The following is a 23,270-nucleotide window of genomic DNA, read 5'->3' on the forward strand; positions in this document are numbered from 1 at the left end:
GGTCGTTTCTCCCGAAAGACTGATGGTCATGGTTCAGCCCAGCGCCTTCAGGCGCGGAGCCGCTGTGTCTTGAAAACCGGCACTCCAGGCGTCGAAGGCGGCGCCCAGCCGGGTCTTGATGGAGGTCTCGAAGCGGTCGGCGCGGTCGAGCCTGCGCGTCACGTCCTCGATCAGTCGCCGGTCGCCGGTCTGGGCGAGCTTCATTGCGGCGAAGTGGATGTTCTTCAGCTCCTGATGCAGAGCCTCGATCTCGGTGCACCAATGCTCGAACTCGCTGTTGGCAAGCTTTGCCGCCCGCCAGATGAAGGCAAAGCCATGCTCATAGGCATATTTGCGGATGGCGAGCACCGGCAGTTCGCGAAGCCCGGAGGAGAGGTCCGAGAGCGTCAGCCCGTCGCGCCCTTCGACATGGGCGGCAAGGATTGATCTGAGCGCGTCGATCAGCGGATTGTGGTCGCGGATCAGGCAGGTGTTCAGATAGGCCACAACATCGGCATCGGCGGCCGGCTGGAAGGCGGCGCGATCGAAATGATAGCCGCCGGCGACCGATGGCTGTGCAACCGCGTTCAGCACCTTGGCGCGTTCGATCGGCCCTTCCCAGCGATAGTCGGGGTCGCGGATGAACCAGATATCAGGGTCTTCGGTCATCTCCGGCATCAGGTAATGCGGGAAGGGGTTCTGGTTGAACTTGTTCTCCCGCTCCGGCAGGTGGAAGAGGTCGAGCATGACCATCACGCCCTCGGTTTCCCTGCGCTTTTCGAGCAGATCGAGGAAGGTCGCGATATTCTCGTCCTTGGAGCGGGAATGGTCGTACCAGGGCGTCACAGGCGCGCGGTAGAGCCGCTCGAACCAGAGACGGAAAGGTTCATGGCTGACGGTGGCGTCGTGATAGAGCAGCTCGTGGCGCGGGCTGATGCCAAAAGGCGCATCCCAGATGCCGAAATAGAAGGGCCGGTGGTCGATGCCCCGCCGCTTCAAGCCATCGCAGAGGCAACTGACGAAGCAGTGCACCTTGATGTCGTAATACTCCTCGCCATGCACCCCGCCTTCGAACTCCGCCATCGGCTCGGCAGCAGGCGCTGGTTCGGCGGATGCCGCGTCGTCTTCAGGCAGGAAGAGATCGGCAAGATCGGCGACCGTCACCACATCCTTTCGGCTGATCACGGCATCATCGACCATCAGCCCGTGTTCGAGCTCGAGATTGAGGAAGATCTGCAGGATGAGCACGGAATCGAGATAGAGGTCCTGGTTGAGCCGTGCCGTTGGCGAAAACGCCTCCATATGCCGATGCTGCATGGGGCCGGCCAGCACCTTTGCGATGGCGTCGATGATGTCGCTTCGGGTCACGAGGCGCGCTCCTTCCGATCGTTGAATTCTCCGTCCAAAAAGCGTCTTGCGATTTCGCGGCGACTGATCTTGCCGTTCGCCTGACGCGGCACCTCGGCCACCTGCACGAGATGCATCGGTACCTGATGCGGCTGCAAAACGGCGATCAGCCGCTCGCGTAGCTCTGAGGACGGCATGATCCGGTTTGCCGAATAGACCAGCGCCACCCGCTCGCCGGCAAAACTGTCGGGCACGCGGAAAGCCACTGCATCGGTGACATCATCGACGGCTATCGCCTGGTCTTCGACATCGCGGGGATAGACGTTGAGGCCCGAGACATTCACCGTGTCGTCGAGCCGCGAGATGAAGACCAGCATGCCGTCGGCGCTGACATAGCCGAGATCCTTGGTCTCGATCCGGGCCCGACCGTCCAGCACGATCTCGACTGGTGCATCTGCCGTGCCGCCGTCAGCCAGCGAGAAACGCGGCAGAATGCGTCCCATGTCGGCGGGATGGGTCAGGTCGCTGTTGATCGCGACGCAGCCCGCTTCCGAGCAGCCATATTGCTGGTAGAAGCGCTCGGCCTTGGCGCGAATGGCGGAAAACCAGCTCTCCGGCAACAGCGTGCCCGAGGTCATGATCGCATGCACCTTTTCGCCAGATGGCAGGAGCCGCGCCAGTGTGTGCAGCATGGCCGGCGAGGAATAGAGGATCGGCCGCTCGGTCTCGCGCAAAACCTTGATCAGATGCTTGGGATTGGCGGTGTTCACCACATGCGGCACACGCCCGCGCTTCAAGCCGACCAGAAGCCCGCAGATTAGCCCGTAGGAATGGGTGGTCGGGCAGGCGACGACAGGCGTCATGTCATGGGGTTCGCGGAAGAAGCTGACATAGTCTTCCAGCTCCCGCTCGATATCGTCCCATCCGCGCGCCACGCATTTCGCCGCCCCCGTGGTGCCAGAACTCATCTGCAGCAGCTGCCCGCGCGGGCTCTGTTCGTCGGGTTCGCCCAGCCATTCGGCAGTCGTGCCTCCGTGATAGAGCCGATGGCAGCCGGCCTCTTTGGCAAGCTTTCGGGCGGTGGCCAGCGGCGTGCCGGGCAGAAGCGGCAGGATGCTTGCCCCAAGCCGCTTGACGGCGAAGAAGGCAGAGAGCCAGTCGATGGTTTCGGGCAGGCAGACGGCGACGCTGAGGCGCGGATCAGCGATGCCGGTTGCGGCAAGGAAGGCCTCACCCCTCGCATCGATCTCGGCTTGGCTATGGAAGGTCCCGTCGATCAGGATCATGGCTGGTCGCTCCTTTCTCTCTGCCCAAGCGGATTGGGCACCCGGTGGCGATAGAGGCTGCGATCGCGGAATAGCTTGCGCGACAGCAGCGATTCCGTCGAAATTTCCGTGCTGTCATGGGCGAAAAGCGAGAGCCGCGCCTTGTCGGGATATTGCACGCCGTAACTGTCGAGCAGTTCGCTGACCAGATCCCAGAAGGCCTGTTCGGAAAGGCCATAGGCCGTCTCGATCAGTAGCGAGACCTCCGTCAGGCAGTAGATGAACAGGCAGTCCATCACCAGCTCGCGCAGCTCGTTGGCATGGTCGGTCCAGTAATAGGCATCCGACGGTGCCCCGTCATAGACGGGGTCGATGGCGGCAAAATCCGGCAGGTCTTCAGGGTGGCGCAGAAGTGCCGGGCAGAATTCGACGCTCTCGTGGAAATCGCGCAGGATCAGCCGCTCCGGCCAGCCATTGCGCAGCACGAGGATCATGTTCTGCCCATGCGCTTCGAGTGCTACGCCGTGATGCACCATCAGATGCCAGACCGGTAAAACCGCAACCTCCAGCATCCGGTGCAGCCAGGGTAGGAGCCCGTGCCGCGCAATCCACGGCGCAATGAACGGCTTGCCGTCCGCCTCCAGCATCATCAGCGCGTTGAACGGCACCGCCTGTTCGCCGGGCAGGAGTGTTGGGCTTTCGCGCAGCATCAGCCCGAGCTTGCCGTCGAGCGGGCCATGCGCATCGACGCGGATACCGGCATATTCCTGCAGGATGTCGAGCCGAAAGCGGCTGCGAAAATCCTGATCGTCAGCAACGAGCCCCGCCAGCCAGCGGCTGAGATGCGGTGCGGTGACGATCGAATGCGGCTCCAGCACGCGCATCGAGGAGGTGTTGACGATGTCGAGCGGCAGCTTCACATGCGCGCGGGCCGGATCGGCATGGTTGATGAGCGTGCGGATCGATTGCGTTGCGCGGTAGGGATCGCCGTTTTCGCCAAGCGACGCCACACGCCCGTCGGCGATCCAGTCGGCCAGCAATCCGTCCTTCAGATGCCGCCACTGCCAGGGATGCAGTGGCACGAGCGCATGGCTGTCCAGCGAGACGTCCTTGCGCTTCATCCGCGAGAACAGCCGTGCCGCATGTGCCTCGCCCAGTTCCCTCAGCCAGAAGCATTCCGGATCGAGGGGCAGGGCCTCGCGCACATGGTCTCGCGCCACCACCAGCCAGTGCAGCCGGAAGGGACGACCGGCTTCCGGTCCGAAAAGGGCGTTGTCCTCAAGGCTGAAGCCGGTCCGCGACTTGAAGCATGGGTGATAGGGATGCGCCTCGGCAAGCGCACAATCGAGCCGGTCGAAGGAGAGCGACCGGCGGTCATTTGGTTGGGGCAGGGTGCAGTCCTGCTCCAGAAAGACGATCGTGCTTCGCAATTCCTTCAGCAGCGTCAGGCGTGCGGCTGCAGGCGCCGGCAGCAGATCGACCACGACGTCGAGCCTGCCCTCGGTCCAGCCCCGCGTTTCCGGGCAGCGAAGCTGAAGCGAGCCCGGCGCCATGCGTGGGCGGCCGAACGGCCCCTGATGCAGCCGTGCGCGCGCCTCGCCGGTGCCGATGGAAAGCCGCGACATGCCGTCATTGGCGCCCGCATCGGCGACCCGTGCGATCCCCTCGAAGAGGAGCGCCGAGACGAGCTGCCGGACCACGCGTTCTTCCGGCTGTCCGGGACGATCAAGAGGCAAGGGCATCGGCAAGCCTCAAAGTCTGGATGTGGGCCGGATGCAGCGGGTTCGGCATCTCGCGATAAAGCGAAGCGCCGGCTCCGCCTTCCAGCTCGTCGATACCGGCGACGCGCACGCCGAGATTGGCCTTGGTGGTGATGGTGCTGTCGTCGAGCAGGTGCCGCGTGAAATCCAAGCCGCTGCCGCAAAGCGTGTCAGTGAGCCGCGTGAGATGGTCGCGCAGCAGGGTCAACAGATCTGCCTCGTCGACCAGCCCTTCCGCAGCCATCCGATGGATCACGGCAAAGACCTGATTGACGATGAGGTAGTAGCCGAAGCGACGGCGGATCTCGGCGTCGGGATAGAAGAGATCGGCAATCTGGGCGAGGTCCGGCAGGGCCCTGGTGAGCGCCGGCCGGTGCGTCTCCGAGAGATAGAAGCCCTGGCTGTCGCGGTAGACGACCCTGGATGGCCAGCCCTGGGAGACATCGACCAGCATGTTCTGCTGATGCGCTTCGAGCGCGATGCCGGTCTCGTCGTAAAGCCGGACAAGCGCGCTCACGGCACAGTCGAGATAGCGATCGAACCAGAGCCGCGCCGCCTCGGGTTTCGACATGCCGGCCTGATCCGCACAACGTTCGACCAGGCCCGAGAGCCGCTGGCGGCGGCCAGGCAGGGCAGGGCCGGTGAGGGCTGCAAGGCTGATGACCCCTTCGCCCTTCTCGCCGCGATAGGGATTTTCGCGGAAGATCACCTCGAAGCCGCTTTCTGTCTCACCGGGCAGGGCAAGGGTGAGATAGGCGGGATCGCGAAGGAAGCCGAGCTTCGGCAGCCGTGCTTCAAGGTCGAGCAGATCGACCAGCCGTGCCATGGCCACGCCCGCTTCGAGTTCATGGGCGCGGTTGAGCCTCAGAGAATTGGTGATCTTCACCGGCAGCGAAAATTTCAGCATCCAGTCGCAGTCGTCGGAGGCGATGGTACGCACCGATGACGTGGCCGTGAAATGCACGCCGCCGCTGCCGAGAAGCCGCAGCCGGCCTGCCTCGATCAGGGCCTGGATCCGCGGTTCGAGCAGCAGCGCCTCGGCCTGCAGCGGATGCATCGGCAAGAGCATCTCGTCGTCGGCGAGCGAAACCTTGTCGAGCAGGTCGCCGGCCATCCCACGCACCATGTCATCGAGGTCGCTGGCGACCGAGCGACTGCGCACCATGGTGCGCGAGGCGGCAAAATAGGTGAGTGCGAAACGACCGCCACCCTCCGGCGCATAGATGGCCGACTGCCAGTCGCTCATGCCGCTCAAGCTCTTCGGCGTCGGATGCATCCAGTGACCGAAGGCGAGCGATTGTTCGCTTTCGAGAAAGGCTTGCGGCCGGTTGTCGAGCTGGCGGGTCGCCGCCTGGTCTGCGAGACCTGCAATCCGGGCGCAGCTCTGCAGCGTCCGGAGCATCAGTTCGAGCCCGGCGCCCGGACGGCCGCCATCCCCGGTCTTCTCTGTGAGATCCTGCACCAGGCATTGCACCGCCCAGAGTGGATCGATCGGCTGCCAGCTGCTTTCGCCCGGATGGCGGCTGAAGATCGGTCCGAATGCCTTTGGTCCAACCCGGCTGTCCGTTGAGACGACGGCGCGCAGATGCAGCCGCTGGGCCGAGAGATACCAGTCGAGGCAGCGCCGTTCACAGCCGTCGAGCGCCATGCAGCCCGCACATCCCGCGTCGATTTCCCGGATGTAGCAATTGGCGAAGCTCTGGAATGTGGCGGCCGCCGCGATCCCATGCGGATCGGGCCGGGCCGGAATACGGGCGCGCATGGTCATCGCCGCTCCCCGCCCTGTCTGGGGCCTGGGCTGTGCAGTCCGTGACGGTCATTCCGCCTAGAAGCTTTGTCACGCATTCAGCCTGTCCTCGTCACTCGATACGCTCGCCGCACCGCGCCGCCTTCCGGCGCGATGCAGTCTTGTTGTCAGAAGGTCGCCTTGACGGAGAGAAGGAAGCTTCGCCCCTTCTCGTGCAGCGGCGTCACATTGCCGAATTCCTGGCCGTAGGTTGCGCGGCTCGCATAGGTCTCGTTCAGCAGGTTCTGCACCTCCGCGCGAAACGTCATGTGCGGCAATTGCGCGGGTTTCCATTCGCCATAGAGGTTCACGACCTCGTAGGATCCGTAGGTCGCATCGCCGGAGGTATATTCCGGCGCTATCTCGACATCGCCGCCGATGGTCAGACCCCAATCGGCAAAGCTGTGGCCAGCCGAGAGCACGATGATGTCGCCGACCGGCGTGGTCAGGTAATTGCCGGTATCGGAATCCGCCGGACGGCCGTCGATCTCGGCGTCGACATGCGCATATTTCACCTTGATGAAACCGTCGATCCAGTCGTAGCCCGCCGCAAGCTCGAAGCCATCGGTCTCCACCTCGTGGTTCTGGTTGGCGAGCGCCACCGCGAATTTGGCCACGCGGGCATTGTGGATGCGGCTGCGGAAAAGGCTCGCCTCCGCCGTGAAGCCGTCGTGATGGAATTCGAGGCCTGCCATCAGGTTGTCGGCGGTTGTCACCTCGGGCCCGGCCGCACCATAGGACCAGCCGGGGTTCATGATGAAGGCTTCCGCCAAGGGAATGCCGGCCCAGACATGCGAGGCGCCGGCTTTTGCCGTGAGGAAGCTTGTGAGGTCGTATTCGATCGCGGCATTGCCGCTGAGGCCGGCATGGCGCCACGTCTGGCCCGTGGTGCCTTCGAACCACTGCCGGTCAGCCCGCCCGCCGAAGGACAGCCGCGTGGCATCGAACGGCTCAAGACGAGCCTGGGCATAGACCCCGATGTTCCGGGCCGTCTCTGCCGCGTCTTCCGCGTCGCGAGCCGTGTCGAGCTCGATCCGGTCGCTGTAGAAATCGAGACCGGCAACCAGATCTCCATTCTCCAGCGCGAACCTGTTCTGCACGCGCCCGTTCAGGCTTCCGCTTGCGCCCCGGCCCGCATAGGACGCCGGGTTTCCGCTGCCGTCATCGAAATAAACAGGCGTGTCGACCGCGCTGTGGCTATAGGCGAGACGCACCAACGGGCCCCACCAGCCCTCCGGTGTGGTGTCGCTATAGGTGAAGACGGTGTTGTCCCGGTCGAGCTTGTAGTTTCTGGTGCGCGGTTCCCAGCTGCGGCCGGTGGTAACCACGCTGGCATTGGCGCGGAATGGCCGCTCCGCATCGTCGCGGATCCGCTCGTGGCTGATCTCGAAACGCTCGCCGCTCTCCGCTTCGTAGGCGAACTTGCCAAGGCCGCTCAAAAGGTTGGTCGCGGTGCCGCGGACCTCTTCGCCATTGCCGGCCTGGTAGTTGTCGCCCTTGCCATAGTTCAGAAAACCCAGGAACTCGAACCCGTCCTGCATCGCCCAGCCGCCGAGCCCGGTGGTGAAGGTCTGGGCATTGCTGTCATAGGTCTCAGACACCAGTCCGCCGAAACCATCCCCGGACAGCAGATCCTTCACGGTCCTTGTCTCATAGGCGATCGAGCCGGTGAGCGCGCCGGGACCGGCATCGGCCGGCGCGATGCCGGCGTCGATGGTGACGCTGCGCAAGAGAGCGGGGTCGATCAGGTTGGTGGCATTGTGGTGGAAAACGCGGTTGTTCTGCCGGCTGCCGTCGATGGTGACGGCAAGCGTCGTCTCTTCGAGGCCGTTGACGAAGACCTTCTGCGAGCTCGCGATCGAACTGCCGACGCTGACGCCCGCCGTGTCGCGGAAGACATCGGCGATGTCGGACGGATTCCGCTCCGCAAGCGCTTCGGCATTGACAGTGACGGAGCTGACGCCGCCTTGCATTCGGCGGACCGTGACCTTGATCTCGTCGATGACCGTTGAACCATCTGTCGCGGAGCCCTCGCCGGGCATGGCGGGCGACGTGGCGCCGATGACGACCACGCCATCCTCGATGCGATGGGCAAGTCCGGTGCCGGCCAGCAACTGCGCGAGCGCCGTTTCCATCGTCAGAGCGCCGGAGACGGCGGCCGAGCGTGTGTCGCGGGCAAGTTCCGCCGCGAGCGATACCTGCAGACCGGACTGCCGCCCAAAGGCGCGCAGTGCATTTGCAAGCGGCTGTGCCGGAATGTCATAGGCCCTTGTCATCTCGCCACCAGCCGCCGTCTGCGCCGCGACCGGCAGGCTGGAGGCCCCCGCCAGAAGCGAAAGCGCGCAAGCCGTCCCCGTCAGCCGGCGGTGCCACGCCGCGCTGATCAAGGCGTCCTGCTTCGCGGGCAGTCTCGTCGAACGCATACTCATTCCCATGCAGAAACCGATTTCGGCTCTGCTTAGAGGAAAATACGAGTAATTCAGACAAGTTTTTCAGCGCCGTCCGAATTTTTTGCGTCGGTTGCGCGTATGTCCACTCAAGGATTTGATATTGAATGCAAAAATTATCGACTGGAGATGATCCGCAGATAGGGAGAGGCCTTTCGGACCTGCAGCCCGAAGGGTGCCACAAGCGCCATCAGCGCCTTGTCGGGGTCGCTGAGATCATAGAGGCCGGTCACTCGGAGAGCGGCAATGTCGCTCTCGGGCATGACGATCCAGCCGGAGTGCTGGCGCTGGATGAGCGCCACGACGTCGCCCAGCGGCTGGTCGGTGACTGCAAGTTGACCCGTCCGCCAGAGCGCGATGTCGGTGGGGTTGACCTGGCTGCGCTCCGTCTTGCCATCGGCACGTTCGACGGTCACGACGTCGCCGGGCTGGAGCGTCAGTTCGGTGCCGGCTTCTGCCGCCTCTGGCGTCAGCGCGATCGTCCCATGCGCCAGTTCCACCCGCGTGCCGTGACCGGTATCGCGCACGCTGAAGGCCGTGCCGAGCACCCGCACGGAGGCGTCCGGTGCCGCAACGATAAAGGGGCGGGCGGTATCGCGTTCGACCTCGAAAAACGCCTCGCCGGAGAGGAGACGGACATGCCGCGCGCCTCCGTCGAAGTCCTCGGCCAGTGCCGTTTCCGGGGCAAGCGTCACCTCGGATCCATCCGCCAGCGTCACGATCTGCGTCTCGCCGGCCCCGGTGCGGAAATCTGCCTCGAGGCGTGTCTGGACGGTAGGAGCAACGAAAACTGCGACCAGTGCGGCAGACATGAAAGTGGCGGCCGCAAGACCAAGGCCGCGGCGCGAGAACCGCCGGCCATGCACAGATGCGGCTCGGCTTGGGACGGCGCCGATGACTGGCAGAACAGGTTCCGGCGCGGCAGTCGGCATGTCGCCGAGCGCCGCCCAGGTGCGACAGATCCGGGCCCAGGCGCCGGCATGAGCCTCCGAGGCCTCCAGCCAGTCTTCCCAGGCCGCGATCAGCGTCGTATCGGTCGGTGCCTCGTTGAGGCGCATCAGCCAGTCCATCGCGTCTTCGAGAAGGCGCTCCTGCTGCTGCTGTGGATGATCCGTGACGCTCACCGGCCGACCGTTCCCTGACTGCTGCGTTCCTGCCTCGCCACGACGGCACGCGATCCGCCGTCACCGCACGACGTGGCCGCACCTATCGCACCTTTATCCGTGCCTATTGAAGATACGATCGGCGCCCTGGTTTTTTTCATCTTTCCCCCGCCATTTTTCCCTGTCGCCCCATCAATGGCTCGCCCGATCCATGGAAAGGGCGATCTTGACCATGCCGCTGCGGATCAGCCGATGGGCGGTCGCAACCGAAATCTTGAGTTCGCCCGCAATCGCCTCCAGCGTCCAGCCTTCGATGCGGTAGAGCTCGATCGCCCGGCGCATGTCCGCAGGTAATCCCTTTAGCGCCTCGCTGGCGACGCGCGCCTGGTCGGCAAAAAGCACGGTCTCCTCGGGCGTGCCCGGATCCTGCGGCAGGATCCAGAAGGGCGGATCGACCTCGCGCCCGCGCGTCTCGACATTGCGCCGCTTCAGCTGGTCGAAGGCGAGGTTTCGCACGATGCTGTAGAGATAGGCGAGGATCTGCCGCGGCGCATAGCCGGCGCCATCCTCCGGCTTAAGCCGCAGAAAGGCATCCTGCACGATGTCTTCTGCCTGATCACGCGAGCCCAGGAGCCGGGCGGCATAGCTCACCAGGGCCGTTCTGTTCTCGAGGAAAACCTCGAGATGGCTCTTGGTTTCTGCGCCCATCTTGCGTTCGGTGTCGCCAGTTTAAATGTGAGAATAAAAGGAAGCTTTCGCTTAGCCGATTAATTCAAGTGATTCAATCCGACAGATGGCAGGATACGGATCCCCCCTCTCAAGGAGGAAAAAGCCTCGTATTCTAGGGTTTTCTGCTCTTTTCGCGCCGTGCTCTGCCGCTTTTGTTCCATCAGGCGTCCACCGGTGCAGATAATCTTAATATCCGTGGGGATTCGTTTGACGGGGACTGTATGGCACATCTTGCCGAGGGTGAGATCGCAATACCGCGCATTGCGCGCATCGAATGGCCGACCGTCGCATTGGCCTTTTTGATCTACGGGGGATTTATCGCCCTCACATATTTCTGGCGCGACATTCCGCTTCTGATCCTTGTGCCCTTGGGGGCCTGGCTGATCGCCTGGCATGGGTCGCTGCAGCACGAGGTGATCCACCATCACCCGACCCGCCACGACCTGATCAATGACGCGATCGGTGTGCCGCCGATTTCGCTCTGGCTGCCTTACCATGTCTACAAGGAAAGCCATCTCGCGCATCACCGCGACGAGCATCTGACCGATCCGATCGAGGATCCGGAATCCTATTATTTCACCCGAGCAGACTGGGAGCGTTTCGGCTGGGCTGGTCGGACGCTGTGGGAGTTCAATCTGACCCTGATCGGCCGCCTGACGGTTGGCCCGGCGATCATCCTCGCCTCCTTCCTCTGGCACGAGGCGATCAAGGTGATCCGCGGCGAGGGCGATAGTCGACGCCTCTGGGCCTGGCATGGTCTGGGTGTCGCCGTCGTGCTCTGGTGGGTGCTCGTCGTCTGCGACATGCCTTTCCTGCTCTTCTTCTTCGGCTTCGTCTATTGCGGCACGGCGCTGTCGCGTCTGCGCTCCTATGCCGAACACCGCTTCGCCGACAATCACGAGGAGCGCACGGCGATCGTCGAAAGAAGCCCGTTGTTCGGCCTGCTCTTCCTCTACAACAATCTGCATGTGCTGCATCACCGCGTGCCGGCACTGCCCTGGTACATGCTGCCCGGCACCTACGAGCGGCACCGAGATTTCCTGGTGCGGCTGAACGGCGGTCTGGTCTATCGCGGCTATTTCGATGTGGCGCGCCGTTTCCTCTTTAGGCAACACGACCGCCCCACCCATCCGAGGCACTCCTGACTGCGGCCCCGGACACCGGGCTTGCGAGCCTTCGGATGTATGTCGCGCCATCCGTGGTGATCGAGGCGCAGCGGGTGCTCTGGGCCTTCCTGCGCGACCATCTGCGCGGTGCAGGCATGGTCGGCCTGCCGGACACCCTGGACGAGACCTTGCCCCATCACGAGGCATGGCTCGATCCGCGCCTCGTGCTTGCCCAGACCTGCGGCTTCCCCTTCGTCAAACATCTGAAGGGCAGGGTCCGGCTTGTCGCCACCCCGGTCTACGAGGCCCCGGGCTGCTCCGCCGCTGACATGTGCAGCTTCATCATCGTCAGAGAGAAGGACGCCCCGGCAAACCTTGTAGCCTGCCGCGGGCTGAGGGCCGCGATCAACGAAACCGGCAGCAATTCCGGCTACAATCTGCTGCGCGCGGCAATCGCCCCGCATGCCGGCGGCCGCGCCTTCTTCACCGATATCCGCGAGACCGGCGGCCATCTCGCGAGCATCGAGGCTGTTCGCAGTGGTGAGGCCGATCTCGCTGCAATCGACTGCATCACCCACGACCTCCTGCGCCGCCATGCCCCGGAGCCGCTCAAAGGCCTTGTCATTCTGACTGAAACCCCGCGCGGCCCCAATCTGCCCTTCATCACCAGGCTGTCGGCTTCAGACGAGGAGCTTGAAGCTCTCCGCGCAGCCTACAAGGCAGCCATTATGGCGTCCGAACTCGCCGATGCCCGCGCAATCCTGGGCCTCAAGGACGTGGTTGTATTGGAGGAGGGCGCCTACGACATCCTGCTCGCGCATGAACAGGCGGCGATCTCAGCGGGCTATCCGGATCTGCGCTAGGCTTGCTTCCGAGACCGCGGCAGGTCGGGAGCACCCGTTAGCTCAAAGCTTCACCTTGACCGGGCGCCAGACGATGGTCTCCGGCGTACGGTCGTAAGGGTTGTCCATCAGGGTGATCTTGCAGTTCCTCGTGTCACATTGCTTGCAGCGGAACTTCAGCGAGAAGGGGTCGCGGCCGTGGCCGTAGAAGCTGGCGAGATCCTTGGCGAGAAACCGACCCTGGTTCTGACATTCACGACAGGTGGCAACCACCAGCATGTTGTGGCGAAGCGCTTTTCCAAGGGTATCGATCGTCTGGGTCATGACCGTGATCTTGAACAAAACAAGAACATCGTCAAGTGCGCAAATGATCACGAAACGCTGTCGCCCCTGGTTTTCAAGGCTTTTCAGGGTGACCTGCGCTGTGCCGGCGCGACTTTCTGCTCTACCGCTAGGTCACTGAAAATTAACCATAAATTCTGCGGTCTGTAAGGTAACTGTTAACCTTGATCTTCCTATAAAGGGGGGCTTCCACCAAGGTAGTGCGTCGCGAAGCGCTCGGTTTCAGTATTGCGTATCGGGGAGGGCGTCATCCACGGCGTCCTCCCGCGCACGCCCTAAACCGGGTGTTCAGAGGGCATGAGGCCCCGGCGGCGATTGGTGCACGGCCCATGCCACGAAGCCCGTCCGGTTGGACCGGACCTGGAAAGAAAAAGCCTCCACGCCATGCTGGCGGGAGGCTTTTCCATTTTCGGGATCGCGCGGCGGGGATCAGCTCGCCGTCAGGAACTCCGCGCAATAGCTCTTGCCGCCATTTGTGCCCGGGCGGTCGACGACCGTGCGAACGCTGCGGATGATGTAGTCGGAGGAAACCGTCAGCTGGACTTCGCAGCGCAGATATTCCGTGCGCGCGCGGGTCAGCATCTTGCCCCTTTTGCCGTCGCCGAGATCCTCGTATGTCGCGGGCACGACCCGGGTCTTGAAGCCGCCGCGCCAGGTATAAAGCGTCGCCGTACCGGAGGCCGCATCCGAGACGGGCGGTCCGAACTTGGCGAAGAAGGCCCCGGCCTGCTGCCCGTTCCAACGCGCCTCGATCTCGTTCGTCGGTGCTCCACCCACCGTCGTGCAGCCTGCAGCAGCCAGGCAAAGCGCTGCGATCAGTCCGGTCGTCGTGCTTTTCAGCAAATTCATCGTCACTGTCCCTTGAACCCCATGAGGGCCGTCCTCGGCGCCATGCCGCCAGCGCATCCGGCCCTTACCTGCTTTACTGTGAAACCGGCACAGGCGAAACGGTCGCAGCCGCTTGTGCCGTGCAATTTTTCCAAGGGTGACTTCCCCGCAACGCCGCGCCGCACTCCTTCGCCGGGCGATGCCCGTGCCATGTCAAAGCCTCGTCACCGCGGACTCTTCTGGCAATGAATTCAGCGACATGCGAGCCCCGTCACGAAAACTTCAACTTTCTCGCCGCTTTTTGCGTTTCCCTGCTTGTGCAACGAAAATCGCTGGTCTATAGAAGCGCCGCTGGTCACGGAGTGTAGCGCAGTCTGGTAGCGCACCACGTTCGGGACGTGGGGGTCGAGTGTTCGAATCACTCCACTCCGACCAGTTTGATTTTCCCGAAATCACCCACGCTTATCCGTAGAACATGCGACCCGCCAAGGGTTCCGCAACCTGTCGTGCGCTGCATCTCACGTCAGTTCAAGTTGTATATCTTGCAAACAGTGGTAGCGGACACACTTCCCCGATTTCGCTGCCCGATGGGGATTGCCTCTGCAAGTCGTTGCTGAGGAACGAAGATTAGGCTATCTTGAATTGTATTCGGCGCGGCAGGCGGGGGTGTCGGTCCGACCGAGAATGCCACCAAGGATTGCAATCGAGCTGGTCGGGCGAGCATGATCCCAGGGACGAGAAGACGTCGTCAGCGCCAGGATAAGGTGACCCTTTCCGATGTGGCGCGAAGGGCCGGTGTCAGCGCGATCACCGTCTCCCGCGCCTTGCGCGACCCGGAAAAAGTCTCGCCGCAGCTGCGTGAGACGATCCTGAGGGTTGTCGAGGAGATGGGCTATGTGCCCGATCTTGCGGCCCGCGCCCTTGCCAGCAAGAACAGCGGTCTCGTCGGCGTGCTCTCGCCCGGCCTGACCAGCCACGCCTTCCTCGCCCTCATCCGCGGCATCGAGGACCGCGTTCGTCCCTCCGACCTGCGCATCCAATATGCCAACGCCGACAGCAACAGCGAGGATCAGCTGCGCCAGCTGCGCTTCTTCATGTCGCAGAACCCCGCCGGCCTCATCCATGTCGGCCAGATCGGCGATCCCGCGATCGACGATCTCCTGCGTCGCGCGCCGTGCCCCGTGGTCGAGATCATGGATGTCAGCCGCCAGCCGACGGATATGGCGATCGGAATCGATCACCGTCTGGCCGCCGAAACGGCAACCCGGCATCTGCTGGCTAAGGGCTATAGGCGCATCGCCATGCTGGGGGGCGCCTGGGATTTCCGTGCCCGGCGCCGCCAGGAGGGCTTTCAGGCCGTGCTGGAGGAGGCCGGGCTCTTCGATCCGGCCCTCGTGCTTTCGATCGACAGCAGTACAAGCGTAGGCCTCGGCTGTCATTTGCTGGATCGGCTGAGAAACGAGTTTCCGGATGCCGATGCCGCCTTCTGCCACAATGACGATATTGCGCTCGGCGTGCTGTTCGAATGCCAGAGGCGGGGGCTTGCCGTCCCCGGTGATTTCGGCATTTGCGGCTTCAACGATCTTGAATATGCGGGCTTTGCCTTTCCGGCGATCACGTCGGTGCGCGTTCCCCGCTACGAGATCGGCTATCGCGCCGTGGACATGATCATCCGGGCCTCCGGCTCTGGCGCCTATCCGGCGAAGATCGTCGATCTCGGCTATCAGCTCGTGTCGCGGGGATCGACGGCCCGCGACGGATGACCGGGGTCGTCCGCGCGGGCACGTGTGTCGGTGCTGCTCAGGCGGCCCGGTTCATCCGGAAGGAAGCCGCGCCGGACTGTTGGTCGCCGAGATTGAACTGCCCGATCATGCCGCGCAGCTTGTCTGTTTCCGTCGACAGCGTCGAGGCGGCCGCACTGCTTTCCTCGACCATGGCCGCGTTCTGCTGGGTCATCTGGTCCATGCCGTTCACGGCGCTGTTGACCTCGACCAGGCCGGACGACTGTTCGCGCGCCGCCGTCGAAATGGCAACGACATGGTCGTTGATCTCGACGATGAGCTGACTGATCGATTTCAGCGCTCCGCCTGTGTCACTGACCAGCTTGACCCCTGAGGCCACCTCGCTTGCGGAATTCTGAATGAGATCCTTGATCTCCTTGGCAGCCTTGGCAGAGCGTTGCGCGAGCTCACGCACTTCCTGGGCAACGACGGCAAAGCCGCGACCGGCCTCACCGGCGCGGGCTGCCTCGACGCCGGCATTGAGCGCCAAGAGATTTGTCTGAAAGGCGATCTCGTCGATGACTCCAATGATGTTGGATATCTTCGACGAAGAGTCCTCGATGCGGCTCATCGCATCGACGGCATGGGCCACGACGTCGCCCGACTTTTCGGCGCTTGCCTTGGCAGAGCCGGCCACGTTGCGGGCTTCCTGCGCACGCTGGGCCGATGAGCCGACATTGGCTGTGATTTCCTCGAGCGCGGCCGCTGTTTCCTCGAGATTGGCTGCCTGGCTTTCGGTGCGCCGCGACAGGTCGCCGACGCCTTGGGTGATTTCCCGTGTCCCCTGGCTGATCAGCTCGACACTGGCCGAGATTTCCCGGAACGTGTCGCAGAGCTGCGAAACCGATCGGTTGAGGTCGTGCCGCAGGAATTCGAACTCGTCGGCAAATGGCTCGGTCAGCTGGAAAGCGAAATCGCCGGAACAGAGGCGTTTCAACGCATCGCCGAGCGAGCCCACCGTGCGCACGCGGGCCGTCGCGTCGGTCGCGAACATCACGATCTTCACCACCTTTCCGTGGATGTCGAGGATCGGATTGTAGGAGGCGGACATGATCACCTCCTTGCCGGCCTTCGTCATGCGCGGGAATTCAGCGGCGAGGTATTGGCCGTCACGCAGCGTTTGCCAGAACTTCTTGTAGTCCTCGGAATTGGCATGCGCCTTGTCGACGAGCATGCTGTGATGCTGTCCGACGATCTCCGCCGGCGAATAGCCCATCAGGTTGAAGAAGTTCTGATTGGCGCTCATGATCTTGCCATCAACGGCGAATTCGATGATTGATTGGGAGCGCGAGATCGCCGCAATCTGGGCTGTAAAGTCGACATTCAGCAGGCGTGCCTTGGCGTCGGCCCATTCCACCACGAACCCCACCGTTTTTGCGCCCTGCTTCAGCGGCGTGACGAGCAGGTCAAACACTCGGGTGCCGACGGTGATCGTTGCGCTGTGGCGGTTCTTCAGCGCGGCCAGCATATTGCGCTGGTGCGAGGGGTTCTTGTGAAACACGTCGATATTGCTGCCGATCAGGCTCGCAACGCTGAACTTCGGCAATTCCTTCTTCAGGTCGGCTTCGGCCTCCTTGAGCAGCTCCATGACCGCAGGATTCATATAGGTGATGTTGAGATTGGCGTCCGCCACCATGACGTTTGCCTGGAGCGCATCGAGCGCCAGGGTCTTGGCAACAGTTCGTGCATTCGAGAAGCCCGGAAATCCCATGTGTCCTCCAATCGCCCAGCAGCCCCTCCGCTGGTTCCGCGAAAATCAGATGGAGGTAAAATGCATACAAAAAATAAATGAAGAGCTAAAATATGAACGGCTTGTCTATCTTTCATGCGAAATCTTGTAATGCACGGTGCCGATAATGCTGGACCCGGGTCGGACGGTGCAGGGTAAAACAGGTCGGACGACACGGTGACGAGCCGCGTCGCTGCCAGTCGGGGACAGGCGCCAGGAAGCGGGGAACCTGAGTGCGAGGTGAGGCCTGCGCCTACCCGGCCTTCGGAAGCGCCTGGGCGGCCGTTGCCAGAGCGTCCAGAAAGACATCCATATTGGACATGAAGGAGACGCCAGCCATCGGAGCGAGGTTCGCGTAAGCCGCCCCGCCGATCCAGATGTCGATGTCGGGCGAAAGTGCCGATCGCAGCGCCTGCAGATGGCGCTGCAAGCCTGCCTTGCGTCCGGTGAGGGCACTCAGACAGACGCAGGAAACCTCACGCCGATGGGCTGCATCGGCAATTTCGCTGGCCGGCAGGCTGGCCCCAAGAAACAGCGCATTCCAGCCCCTGAGCCGCGCGAGCAGGGTCGCGACCAGCGCCCCGATGTCGTGATCCTCCTTTTCCGGGGTCGTCGCCACGAGGCGCGGCGCATCCGGTGGCGGTATCGGGCATCGGTCGAAGAGCCCGCCGAGGATACGCTTGATATGCGCCGTCGTCATGTGCTCGGCTGCGATCGACACCTCGCCCTCGGCCCACATGGAGCCGATTTCGCGCATCAGCGGCAGGGCGGTGGCCCGAATAAATTGCTCGGGCGCCTCGGTTTCGGCGCGAGCCTGCAACAGCGCCTGCAGACGATCGCTGTCCAGAGCCTGTATGGCGTCGATGATTTCCGAAAGCGCCTGCCGGGCTGCCAACTCGCATTCGAGCCGTAACAAGGCCTCGTTGGAGAGGGGAACGAGCGAACTGATCCGATGCCCGCCGTCGCTGCAGGACTTCAAGAGCCGCAGCCGTTCCACCTGGTCGCGTGTATAGAAGCGCCGTCCTGTAGGGCTGCGCTCTTGAGGCTCGATCCCATAGCGCCGTTCCCAGGCATGCAGCAGAAGTTTCGAGATCCCGCTCGTGGCAAGCGTTTCGGCCAGGCCGATCAACACTTCCCGTTCCTGCTGCCTGTTGCGATGCATGCCGGCCCCTAGCTGATTTGCATCGTATATTAGCGTGTCATTTCAGGAAGAAAAGCAGGTTGGCAGCAGCGGCTCGAAACGCAAACGGCCCGCGCAAGGCGAGCCGTTCTCCATCGGGTGTAGCGGTTCAGCCGAAAAACTGCCGATCAACCGTCGATATCGTCGAGCAATTGCCGTGCCGCGCTTGTCGTCACGCGGCGTGTCTCCACCTCGTCGCGCCGGCTGGCGAGCAGCTCGGTCGCCAGCAACTGTTCGGCGAGATCCGCCGGCAGCGACAGGATCACACGCCCCTCATGGGCGTTGAGCCCGCCGAGTTCGGTGCGCTTGGCGGTGATCATGCCGCCGGCCACCGTATTGTTGGTATCCGGATCGATCAGGATGAAGGCGCCTGTGCCGCGGTTCAGCTCGTAGGGGTCGAAGATCGCGGTTTCGTCAAAGGCGAGGTGCACCTTGCCGATGGCGTTCATCTGCAGCATCTCGGCGGCCTGCCACTTGCCGGACTTGAGGTCCAGCGCCTGCACCGGCTGTACCTGCACGCGCTGGCGGCGCGAGCCGGCCTTCAGCCAGTAGCGCTTGGCCGGTATGATGCCGTCGGGCTGCAGCGCCACGATCTGGGCATCAAAGGCAAGCCCCGTCTGCGGCTGGGCATCGAGCGAGACGATCATGTCGCCGCGCGCCACATCCACCTGGCGGTCGAGCACCAGCGTGATCGCGTCACCGGCCACGGCCGCGTTGCGCACGAGGTCAAAAGTCACGATCTGCTTGACGTTGGCGACCTGACCGGAGGGAAGGATGGCGACGCTGTCGCCAGGCTTTACCGCCCCACCGGCCACCGTGCCCTGATAGCCGCGAAAGCTTTCGCCCGGGCGCGAGACGCGCTGGACGGGCAGCCGGAAACCGGTCGACTGGCCGGAGCGCAAGGTGGCGAGTTCCAGTGTCTCGACCAGCGTCGGGCCTTCATACCACGGGATCACCGACTTGCCGGAATAGACGACGTTTTCGCCCTTCAGCGCCGACATCGGGATGGCCGTCACCTGGCGGACGCCGAGCGTCAGCGCCAGCGCCTTGAACTCGGTGCTGATCTGATCGAACACGGCCTTGTCGTAGGAAACGAGGTCGAACTTGTTCACCGCCAGCACGAACTGCCTGATGCCCATCAGCGACGCGATGGTGGCGTGGCGACGGGTCTGTTCGAGCAGGCCGGCACGGGCATCCACCAGCAGAATGGCGAGATCCGCCGTCGAGGCGCCGGTTGCCATGTTGCGGGTATATTGCTCATGGCCGGGCGTGTCGGCGACGATGAAGGAGCGGCGATCGGTGGCGAAGTAGCGATAGGCGACATCGATGGTAATGCCCTGTTCGCGCTCGGCCTGCAGGCCGTCGAGCAGCAGCGCGAAATCCGGCAGACCGAGATCGTTCTGGCTCCCCGAGTCGCGGCGCAGGCTCGCCGCCTGGTCTTCCTTGACGGCCTTTGTGTCCCAAAGCAGACGACCGATCAGCGTCGACTTGCCGTCATCGACGGAGCCGCAGGTGATCAGGCGCAGCGGACGCGAGTCGCGGATGGCGGGTGCTGTGTCTGTATTCGGGGCGTCGGAGACGACGGCGAGGGTGGCAGTCTGGGTCATGTCAGATACCTTGGGAAGAGATTGTGTGCAGGGCGGCAGCGGCAAACCCGCTCTCCCCCCTTGTGGGGGAGATGTCACGAAGTGACAGAGGGGGGTGCGCCGCAGGCGAAACTCGCGCGCGGCCAAGGCGGAGCGAGGGGTTCACCCCCCTCTGGCCTGCCGACCATCTCCCCCACACGGGGGGAGAGCGAAAACCGCCGATGTCGCGATGCGAAGTCATCAGAAATATCCTTCGCGCTTCTTCTTTTCCATCGAGCCGGCCTGGTCGCGGTCGATGGCGCGGCCCTGGCGTTCGGAGACGGTGGCGATTTCGAGTTCGGCGATCACCTCGTCGAGGGTCGTCGCATGGGAGCGGATGCCGCCGGTGAGCGGCCAGCAACCGAGGGTGCGGAAACGCAGCATGCCTTCCTGAATTTCTTCGCCCGGCAGCGCTTCGAAGCGCGGATCTTCCGCCCACATCAGCATGCCGTCGCGTTCGACATACTTTTGGCGCTTCGCATAGTAGAGCGGCGGCAGCTCGATGTTTTCGGCCTGGATGTAGCGCCAGATATCCACTTCGGTCCAGTTCGAAAGCGGGAAGGCGCGTACGCTCTCGCCGCGGCGGATCATGCCGTTATAGATGTTCCAGAGTTCCGGGCGCTGGTTGCGCGGATCCCATTTGTGGTCGGGCGTGCGGAAGGAATAGATGCGTTCCTTTGCGCGGGAGGCTTCCTCGTCGCGACGCGCACCGCCAAAGGCTGCGTCATACTTGCCGGCGTCAAGCGCCTGGCGCAGCGCTTCCGTCTTCATTACGTCGGTATGATAGGACGAGCCATGGCTGAAGGGGCCGATGCCCTCGGTCTTGCCGCGCGGATTGGTGTGCACGATCAGGTCGAGATCAAACTTCTCGGCCGTCGCATCGCGAAACGCGATCATCTCCGGGAATTTCCAGCCGGTGTCGATATGCAACAGCGGAAATGGCACGCGGCCGGGGAAGAAGGCCTTGCGCGCCAGATGCAGGAGCACCGAGGAATCCTTGCCGATCGAATAGAGCATGACCGGCTTTTCAAACTCGGCCGCCACCTCGCGGAAGATATAGATCGCCTCATTCTCCAGCGCCTTCAGATGCGGATCGAGCGGCGGCTTGGTGATCGGGTCCCGCGAGTGCGGATCGAATTCGGATGTATGTGTGTGCATGGTCTTCTTTTTCTTTCCCTGGGCTTTCGCCCGCATAGGTTTGTTCGCTTTGCCCCTCATCCGGCTGCCGCCACCTTCTCCCCGTGAACGGGGAGAAGAGACTCGCGGCGCCGGCTGCGGCTCCCGCCTTCTCCCCGCCTGGGAGAAGGTCCCGGCAGGGGGATGAGGGGCAGCTACCGGAGCGAATTCCGTTCAAGCCGGCGTCGGCACCAAAGACGTCGCCGCCTCCGGAACATGCAGGCCGCATTCGCGCTTCTCGTCATTCTCCCACCACCAGCGGCCGGCGCGCTCCGGCTCGCCGGGCTTGATCGCCCTTGTGCAGGGCTCGCAGCCGATCGACGGATAGCCTCGGGCATGCAGCGGATTGATCGGCACGCTTTCGGCTTCGACATAGGTGTTGATGTCGTCGAGCGACCAGTCGGCCAGCGGGTTCACCTTGATCAGGTCGCGCTCGGCGTCATATTCGGCAAAGGGCGTGGTTGCACGGTTGCCGGATTGCGAGCGGCGCAAGCCCGTGATCCAGAAGCGGGCGCCCGACAGCGCCTCCGCCAGCGGAACCAGCTTGCGCACATGACAGCAGGCATGCCGCGCTTCGACGCTTTCGTAAAACCCATTCAGCCCGAACTTCGCCGCATAGGCGTCGATATTGTCCTGGCGCGGATGGAAGCGCTTGATGGCGATGCCGAAACGCTCTTCGGTCTCGGCGATCAGGTCGACCGTTTCCTTGAAAAGCCGTCCGGTCTCCAGCGTCGAAACATCGATCGGCAGCTGGCCAAGCCCGATCGCCGCCGTGATCACCTGGTCCTCGATGCCGAGTGACGTGGTGAAGACGGCGCGGCCATCGAGGCTCGCCACGATGCGCAGGCGTTCGGTGAGGTCTGCGGATGCGAGTTGCTGGTCCAGTGCCCTGGCCAGGTCTGCGGAGGTGTTGATGATCATGTCGGTTCCCTGCTCAGTCGTGCCATTATCCAGCATGAGCGGCGGGGCGGACAGAAATCGACATGCGCGGAGGCGCGGACAAAGAGCAAATATCTCTCTCTCACGCGCCTATCGCGGCAATTCGTGCCGCAGCGTTGAAATGATCCGTGGAATGCCATGGCAAATTGCGCTATGGCCGGACCCAAGATTGTGGCACCGGTTCTGGCAGATTTAGACGCTCGATGATCACACAGAAAGCCAAATACGCGCTGAGGGCGCTGACGCTTCTCGCCCGTGCCGAGCCGGGCGAGCCGATCCAGATCCCCGACATCGCCGACAGGCAGAAGATCCCGAAGAAATTCCTCGAACAGATCATGCTGGACCTGAAACGAGGCGGCATGGTGGAAAGCCGTCGGGGCAAGCAGGGTGGCTATCTGCTGCTGAGGCCCGCCAGCGACATCACCTATGGCGAGGTGCTACGCCTGATCGACGGTCCGGTGGCACCTCTGCCCTGTCTCTCGCTGACCGCCTATCGCCGCTGCGAAGACTGCGACGGTGAAAACGATTGCGAGATCCGCCGCGTCTTCGCGCGTGTCGCCGATGAGACCCGCGCCGTGTTGCTCTCGACGAGCCTTGCGGATGCCGCGGGCGAAGTCACCGAACCTGCCCACTGAGCCGGACCTGCTGAAGGTCCATCGCGCCATCCCTACAAACGCAAAAAAAGGCCCCGGGACCGAAGTCCCGAGGCCCACCACGCACCCTTGAATCAGGACGCGTTGGAAACCGTGCGGTTAACCAGGGTCACCGACTTGTCGGCATTGACCTTGTAAACTTCGCGAACGTCGCGGCCGTCACCGTTGGAGAAGGTGTGGAAGAAGGTCGAACCGGCAGGTGCCTTCTCGAGCTGAACGTTTGCGTTGTCGTAGGTGATCGAGCCCGGGATCGGCTGGACGGAGGCGAAAGCGGCCGAGCCGGCTGCGAGGGTGATCAGGGCTGCAGAGATGATGGTCTTCATGGTCGTATTCCTTGTGTAGCGTGGGGTTGGCGGCGACCCGGTTTGGGGAAGGGGAGAGGGGACCGAGCCGGCCGCCGAAGGGTGCGTCTTTGGGAGGCGCGCTGATTACGAAGCGTTGGAGACAGTGCGGTTGACGAGGGTCACCGACTTGTCGGCATTGACCTTGTAGACTTCGTTGACGTCACGACCGCTGCCGTCCGAGAATGTGTGGAAGAAGGTCGAACCGGCGGGTGCCTTTTCCAGCTGAACATTGGCGTTCTCATAGGTGATCGAGCCCGGGATCGGCTGGACGGAAGCGAAGGCTGCCGAACCGGCTGCGAGGGAAATGAG

Annotated in this window: 20 protein-coding genes and 1 tRNA gene; 5 read left to right on the forward strand and 16 right to left on the reverse strand. The window is 63.2% G+C overall.

Annotation, left to right across the window (positions count from 1 at the left end):
- Window positions 1-33 precede the first annotated feature (33 nt).
- The 7 genes from QWE_RS20700 to QWE_RS20730 all read right to left on the reverse strand — a co-directional run bounded on the left by QWE_RS20700 (window position 34) and on the right by QWE_RS20730 (window position 10,395).
- A complete protein-coding gene (locus QWE_RS20700) occupies window positions 34-1,347 on the reverse strand; it encodes a DUF6005 family protein (protein ID WP_006728130.1) in 1,314 nt (437 codons plus the stop codon).
- On the reverse strand, window positions 1,344-2,612 hold the full coding sequence (locus tag QWE_RS20705; protein ID WP_006728131.1) for an AMP-binding protein: 1,269 nt from the start codon (window positions 2,610-2,612) through the stop codon (window positions 1,344-1,346). The genes QWE_RS20700 and QWE_RS20705 overlap by 4 nt, the downstream gene beginning before the upstream one ends.
- Window positions 2,609-4,333 carry an IucA/IucC family protein gene (locus QWE_RS20710; RefSeq protein WP_006728132.1) on the reverse strand — a complete coding sequence of 575 codons (1,725 nt, stop codon included), beginning with the start codon at window positions 4,331-4,333 and terminating at the stop codon, window positions 2,609-2,611. The genes QWE_RS20705 and QWE_RS20710 overlap by 4 nt, the downstream gene beginning before the upstream one ends.
- Window positions 4,317-6,119 carry an IucA/IucC family protein gene (locus QWE_RS20715; RefSeq protein ID WP_006728133.1) on the reverse strand — a complete coding sequence of 601 codons (1,803 nt, stop codon included), beginning with the start codon at window positions 6,117-6,119 and terminating at the stop codon, window positions 4,317-4,319. Before QWE_RS20715 ends, QWE_RS20710 begins: the two co-directional genes overlap by 17 nt.
- Before the next feature lie 146 nt (window positions 6,120-6,265).
- Window positions 6,266-8,560, reverse strand: coding sequence for a TonB-dependent receptor (locus QWE_RS20720; RefSeq protein ID WP_006728134.1), 2,295 nt, complete (start codon window positions 8,558-8,560; stop codon window positions 6,266-6,268).
- Between the two features lie 140 nt (window positions 8,561-8,700).
- The gene (locus tag QWE_RS20725; protein ID WP_006728135.1) at window positions 8,701-9,708 is read right to left on the reverse strand and encodes a FecR family protein; all 1,008 of its coding nucleotides are present in this window, start codon (window positions 9,706-9,708) and stop codon (window positions 8,701-8,703) included.
- 171 nt (window positions 9,709-9,879) lie between these two features.
- Window positions 9,880-10,395 carry a sigma-70 family RNA polymerase sigma factor gene (locus tag QWE_RS20730; protein ID WP_006728136.1) on the reverse strand — a complete coding sequence of 172 codons (516 nt, stop codon included), beginning with the start codon at window positions 10,393-10,395 and terminating at the stop codon, window positions 9,880-9,882.
- A gap of 242 nt (window positions 10,396-10,637) precedes the next feature.
- Between QWE_RS20730 and QWE_RS20735 the strand changes: the two genes are divergently transcribed.
- Window positions 10,638-11,561, forward strand: a complete 924-nt coding sequence (locus tag QWE_RS20735) for a fatty acid desaturase (protein WP_006728137.1) — start codon at window positions 10,638-10,640, stop codon at window positions 11,559-11,561.
- Window positions 11,562-11,596: 35 nt separating this feature from the next.
- Window positions 11,597-12,385, forward strand: a complete 789-nt coding sequence (locus QWE_RS20740; RefSeq protein ID WP_006728138.1) for a phosphate/phosphite/phosphonate ABC transporter substrate-binding protein — start codon at window positions 11,597-11,599, stop codon at window positions 12,383-12,385.
- A gap of 42 nt (window positions 12,386-12,427) precedes the next feature.
- On the opposite strand, the gene QWE_RS20745 is transcribed toward QWE_RS20740, so the two are convergent.
- Window positions 12,428-12,688 (reverse strand): hypothetical protein, encoded by a 261-nt coding sequence (locus QWE_RS20745; protein ID WP_040300825.1) that lies wholly within the window; start codon window positions 12,686-12,688, stop codon window positions 12,428-12,430.
- A gap of 447 nt (window positions 12,689-13,135) precedes the next feature.
- A complete protein-coding gene (locus tag QWE_RS20750; RefSeq protein WP_006728140.1) occupies window positions 13,136-13,555 on the reverse strand; it encodes a hypothetical protein in 420 nt (139 codons plus the stop codon).
- 337 nt (window positions 13,556-13,892) lie between these two features.
- On the opposite strand from QWE_RS20750, the gene QWE_RS20755 reads away from it, so the two are divergent.
- Together QWE_RS20755 and QWE_RS20760 are read left to right on the forward strand one after the other, a co-directional pair.
- Window positions 13,893-13,969 (forward strand) — tRNA-Pro (locus tag QWE_RS20755).
- Window positions 13,970-14,298: 329 nt separating this feature from the next.
- Window positions 14,299-15,297: a LacI family DNA-binding transcriptional regulator gene (locus tag QWE_RS20760; protein WP_006728141.1), complete on the forward strand. Its 999-nt coding sequence runs from the start codon at window positions 14,299-14,301 to the stop codon at window positions 15,295-15,297.
- Window positions 15,298-15,334: 37 nt separating this feature from the next.
- On the opposite strand, the gene QWE_RS20765 is transcribed toward QWE_RS20760, so the two are convergent.
- The 5 genes from QWE_RS20765 to QWE_RS20785 form a co-directional block, all read right to left on the reverse strand.
- Window positions 15,335-17,026, reverse strand: coding sequence for a methyl-accepting chemotaxis protein (locus QWE_RS20765; protein ID WP_006728142.1), 1,692 nt, complete (start codon window positions 17,024-17,026; stop codon window positions 15,335-15,337).
- Window positions 17,027-17,297: 271 nt separating this feature from the next.
- Window positions 17,298-18,206 carry a MerR family transcriptional regulator gene (locus QWE_RS20770; protein WP_040300808.1) on the reverse strand — a complete coding sequence of 303 codons (909 nt, stop codon included), beginning with the start codon at window positions 18,204-18,206 and terminating at the stop codon, window positions 17,298-17,300.
- A gap of 146 nt (window positions 18,207-18,352) precedes the next feature.
- Window positions 18,353-19,831: a sulfate adenylyltransferase subunit CysN gene (cysN, locus tag QWE_RS20775; RefSeq protein ID WP_006728144.1), complete on the reverse strand. Its 1,479-nt coding sequence runs from the start codon at window positions 19,829-19,831 to the stop codon at window positions 18,353-18,355.
- A gap of 219 nt (window positions 19,832-20,050) precedes the next feature.
- Window positions 20,051-21,007 (reverse strand): sulfate adenylyltransferase subunit CysD, encoded by a 957-nt coding sequence (cysD, locus tag QWE_RS20780; protein WP_040300827.1) that lies wholly within the window; start codon window positions 21,005-21,007, stop codon window positions 20,051-20,053.
- Between the two features lie 192 nt (window positions 21,008-21,199).
- The gene (locus QWE_RS20785) at window positions 21,200-21,946 is read right to left on the reverse strand and encodes a phosphoadenylyl-sulfate reductase (protein ID WP_006728146.1); all 747 of its coding nucleotides are present in this window, start codon (window positions 21,944-21,946) and stop codon (window positions 21,200-21,202) included.
- A 221-nt stretch (window positions 21,947-22,167) separates the two neighbouring features.
- Here QWE_RS20785 and QWE_RS20790 point away from each other — a divergent pair, with 221 nt between their 5' ends.
- A complete protein-coding gene (locus QWE_RS20790; RefSeq protein WP_006728147.1) occupies window positions 22,168-22,599 on the forward strand; it encodes an RrF2 family transcriptional regulator in 432 nt (143 codons plus the stop codon).
- A 92-nt stretch (window positions 22,600-22,691) separates the two neighbouring features.
- Here the strand turns inward: QWE_RS20790 and QWE_RS20795 are convergent, their stop codons facing one another.
- Both QWE_RS20795 and QWE_RS20800 read right to left on the reverse strand, forming a co-directional pair.
- The gene (locus QWE_RS20795) at window positions 22,692-22,940 is read right to left on the reverse strand and encodes a hypothetical protein (RefSeq protein WP_006728148.1); all 249 of its coding nucleotides are present in this window, start codon (window positions 22,938-22,940) and stop codon (window positions 22,692-22,694) included.
- A gap of 105 nt (window positions 22,941-23,045) precedes the next feature.
- On the reverse strand, window positions 23,046-23,270 hold a 225-nt coding region (locus tag QWE_RS20800), incomplete at its 5' end, for a hypothetical protein (RefSeq protein ID WP_006728149.1).

Origin of the sequence: Agrobacterium albertimagni AOL15 (genome assembly GCF_000300855.1) — a bacterium.
GTDB classification, from domain to species: Bacteria; Pseudomonadota; Alphaproteobacteria; order Rhizobiales; family Rhizobiaceae; genus Allorhizobium; species Allorhizobium albertimagni.

What these genes read in the sequence shown, in the direction of transcription:
- QWE_RS20735 (WP_006728137.1), top strand. Translation starts at nt 10,638, where the DNA reads ATGGCACATCTTGCCGAGGGTGAGATCGCAATACCGCGCATTGCGCGC.
- QWE_RS20765 (WP_006728142.1), bottom strand. Translation starts at nt 17,026, where the DNA reads ATGGGATTTCCGGGCTTCTCGAATGCACGAACTGTTGCCAAGACCCTG.
- QWE_RS20745 (WP_040300825.1), bottom strand. Translation starts at nt 12,688, where the DNA reads ATGACCCAGACGATCGATACCCTTGGAAAAGCGCTTCGCCACAACATG.
- QWE_RS20740 (WP_006728138.1), top strand. Translation starts at nt 11,597, where the DNA reads ATGTATGTCGCGCCATCCGTGGTGATCGAGGCGCAGCGGGTGCTCTGG.
- QWE_RS20730 (WP_006728136.1), bottom strand. Translation starts at nt 10,395, where the DNA reads ATGGGCGCAGAAACCAAGAGCCATCTCGAGGTTTTCCTCGAGAACAGA.
- QWE_RS20795 (WP_006728148.1), bottom strand. Translation starts at nt 22,940, where the DNA reads ATGAAGACCATCATCTCTGCAGCCCTGATCACCCTCGCAGCCGGCTCG.
- QWE_RS20785 (WP_006728146.1), bottom strand. Translation starts at nt 21,946, where the DNA reads ATGATCATCAACACCTCCGCAGACCTGGCCAGGGCACTGGACCAGCAA.
- QWE_RS20720 (WP_006728134.1), bottom strand. Translation starts at nt 8,560, where the DNA reads ATGCGTTCGACGAGACTGCCCGCGAAGCAGGACGCCTTGATCAGCGCG.
- QWE_RS20750 (WP_006728140.1), bottom strand. Translation starts at nt 13,555, where the DNA reads ATGAATTTGCTGAAAAGCACGACGACCGGACTGATCGCAGCGCTTTGC.
- QWE_RS20715 (WP_006728133.1), bottom strand. Translation starts at nt 6,119, where the DNA reads ATGACCATGCGCGCCCGTATTCCGGCCCGGCCCGATCCGCATGGGATC.
- QWE_RS20790 (WP_006728147.1), top strand. Translation starts at nt 22,168, where the DNA reads ATGATCACACAGAAAGCCAAATACGCGCTGAGGGCGCTGACGCTTCTC.
- QWE_RS20770 (WP_040300808.1), bottom strand. Translation starts at nt 18,206, where the DNA reads ATGCATCGCAACAGGCAGCAGGAACGGGAAGTGTTGATCGGCCTGGCC.
- QWE_RS20705 (WP_006728131.1), bottom strand. Translation starts at nt 2,612, where the DNA reads ATGATCCTGATCGACGGGACCTTCCATAGCCAAGCCGAGATCGATGCG.
- cysD (WP_040300827.1), bottom strand. Translation starts at nt 21,007, where the DNA reads ATGCACACACATACATCCGAATTCGATCCGCACTCGCGGGACCCGATC.
- cysN (WP_006728144.1), bottom strand. Translation starts at nt 19,831, where the DNA reads ATGACCCAGACTGCCACCCTCGCCGTCGTCTCCGACGCCCCGAATACA.
- QWE_RS20710 (WP_006728132.1), bottom strand. Translation starts at nt 4,333, where the DNA reads ATGCCCTTGCCTCTTGATCGTCCCGGACAGCCGGAAGAACGCGTGGTC.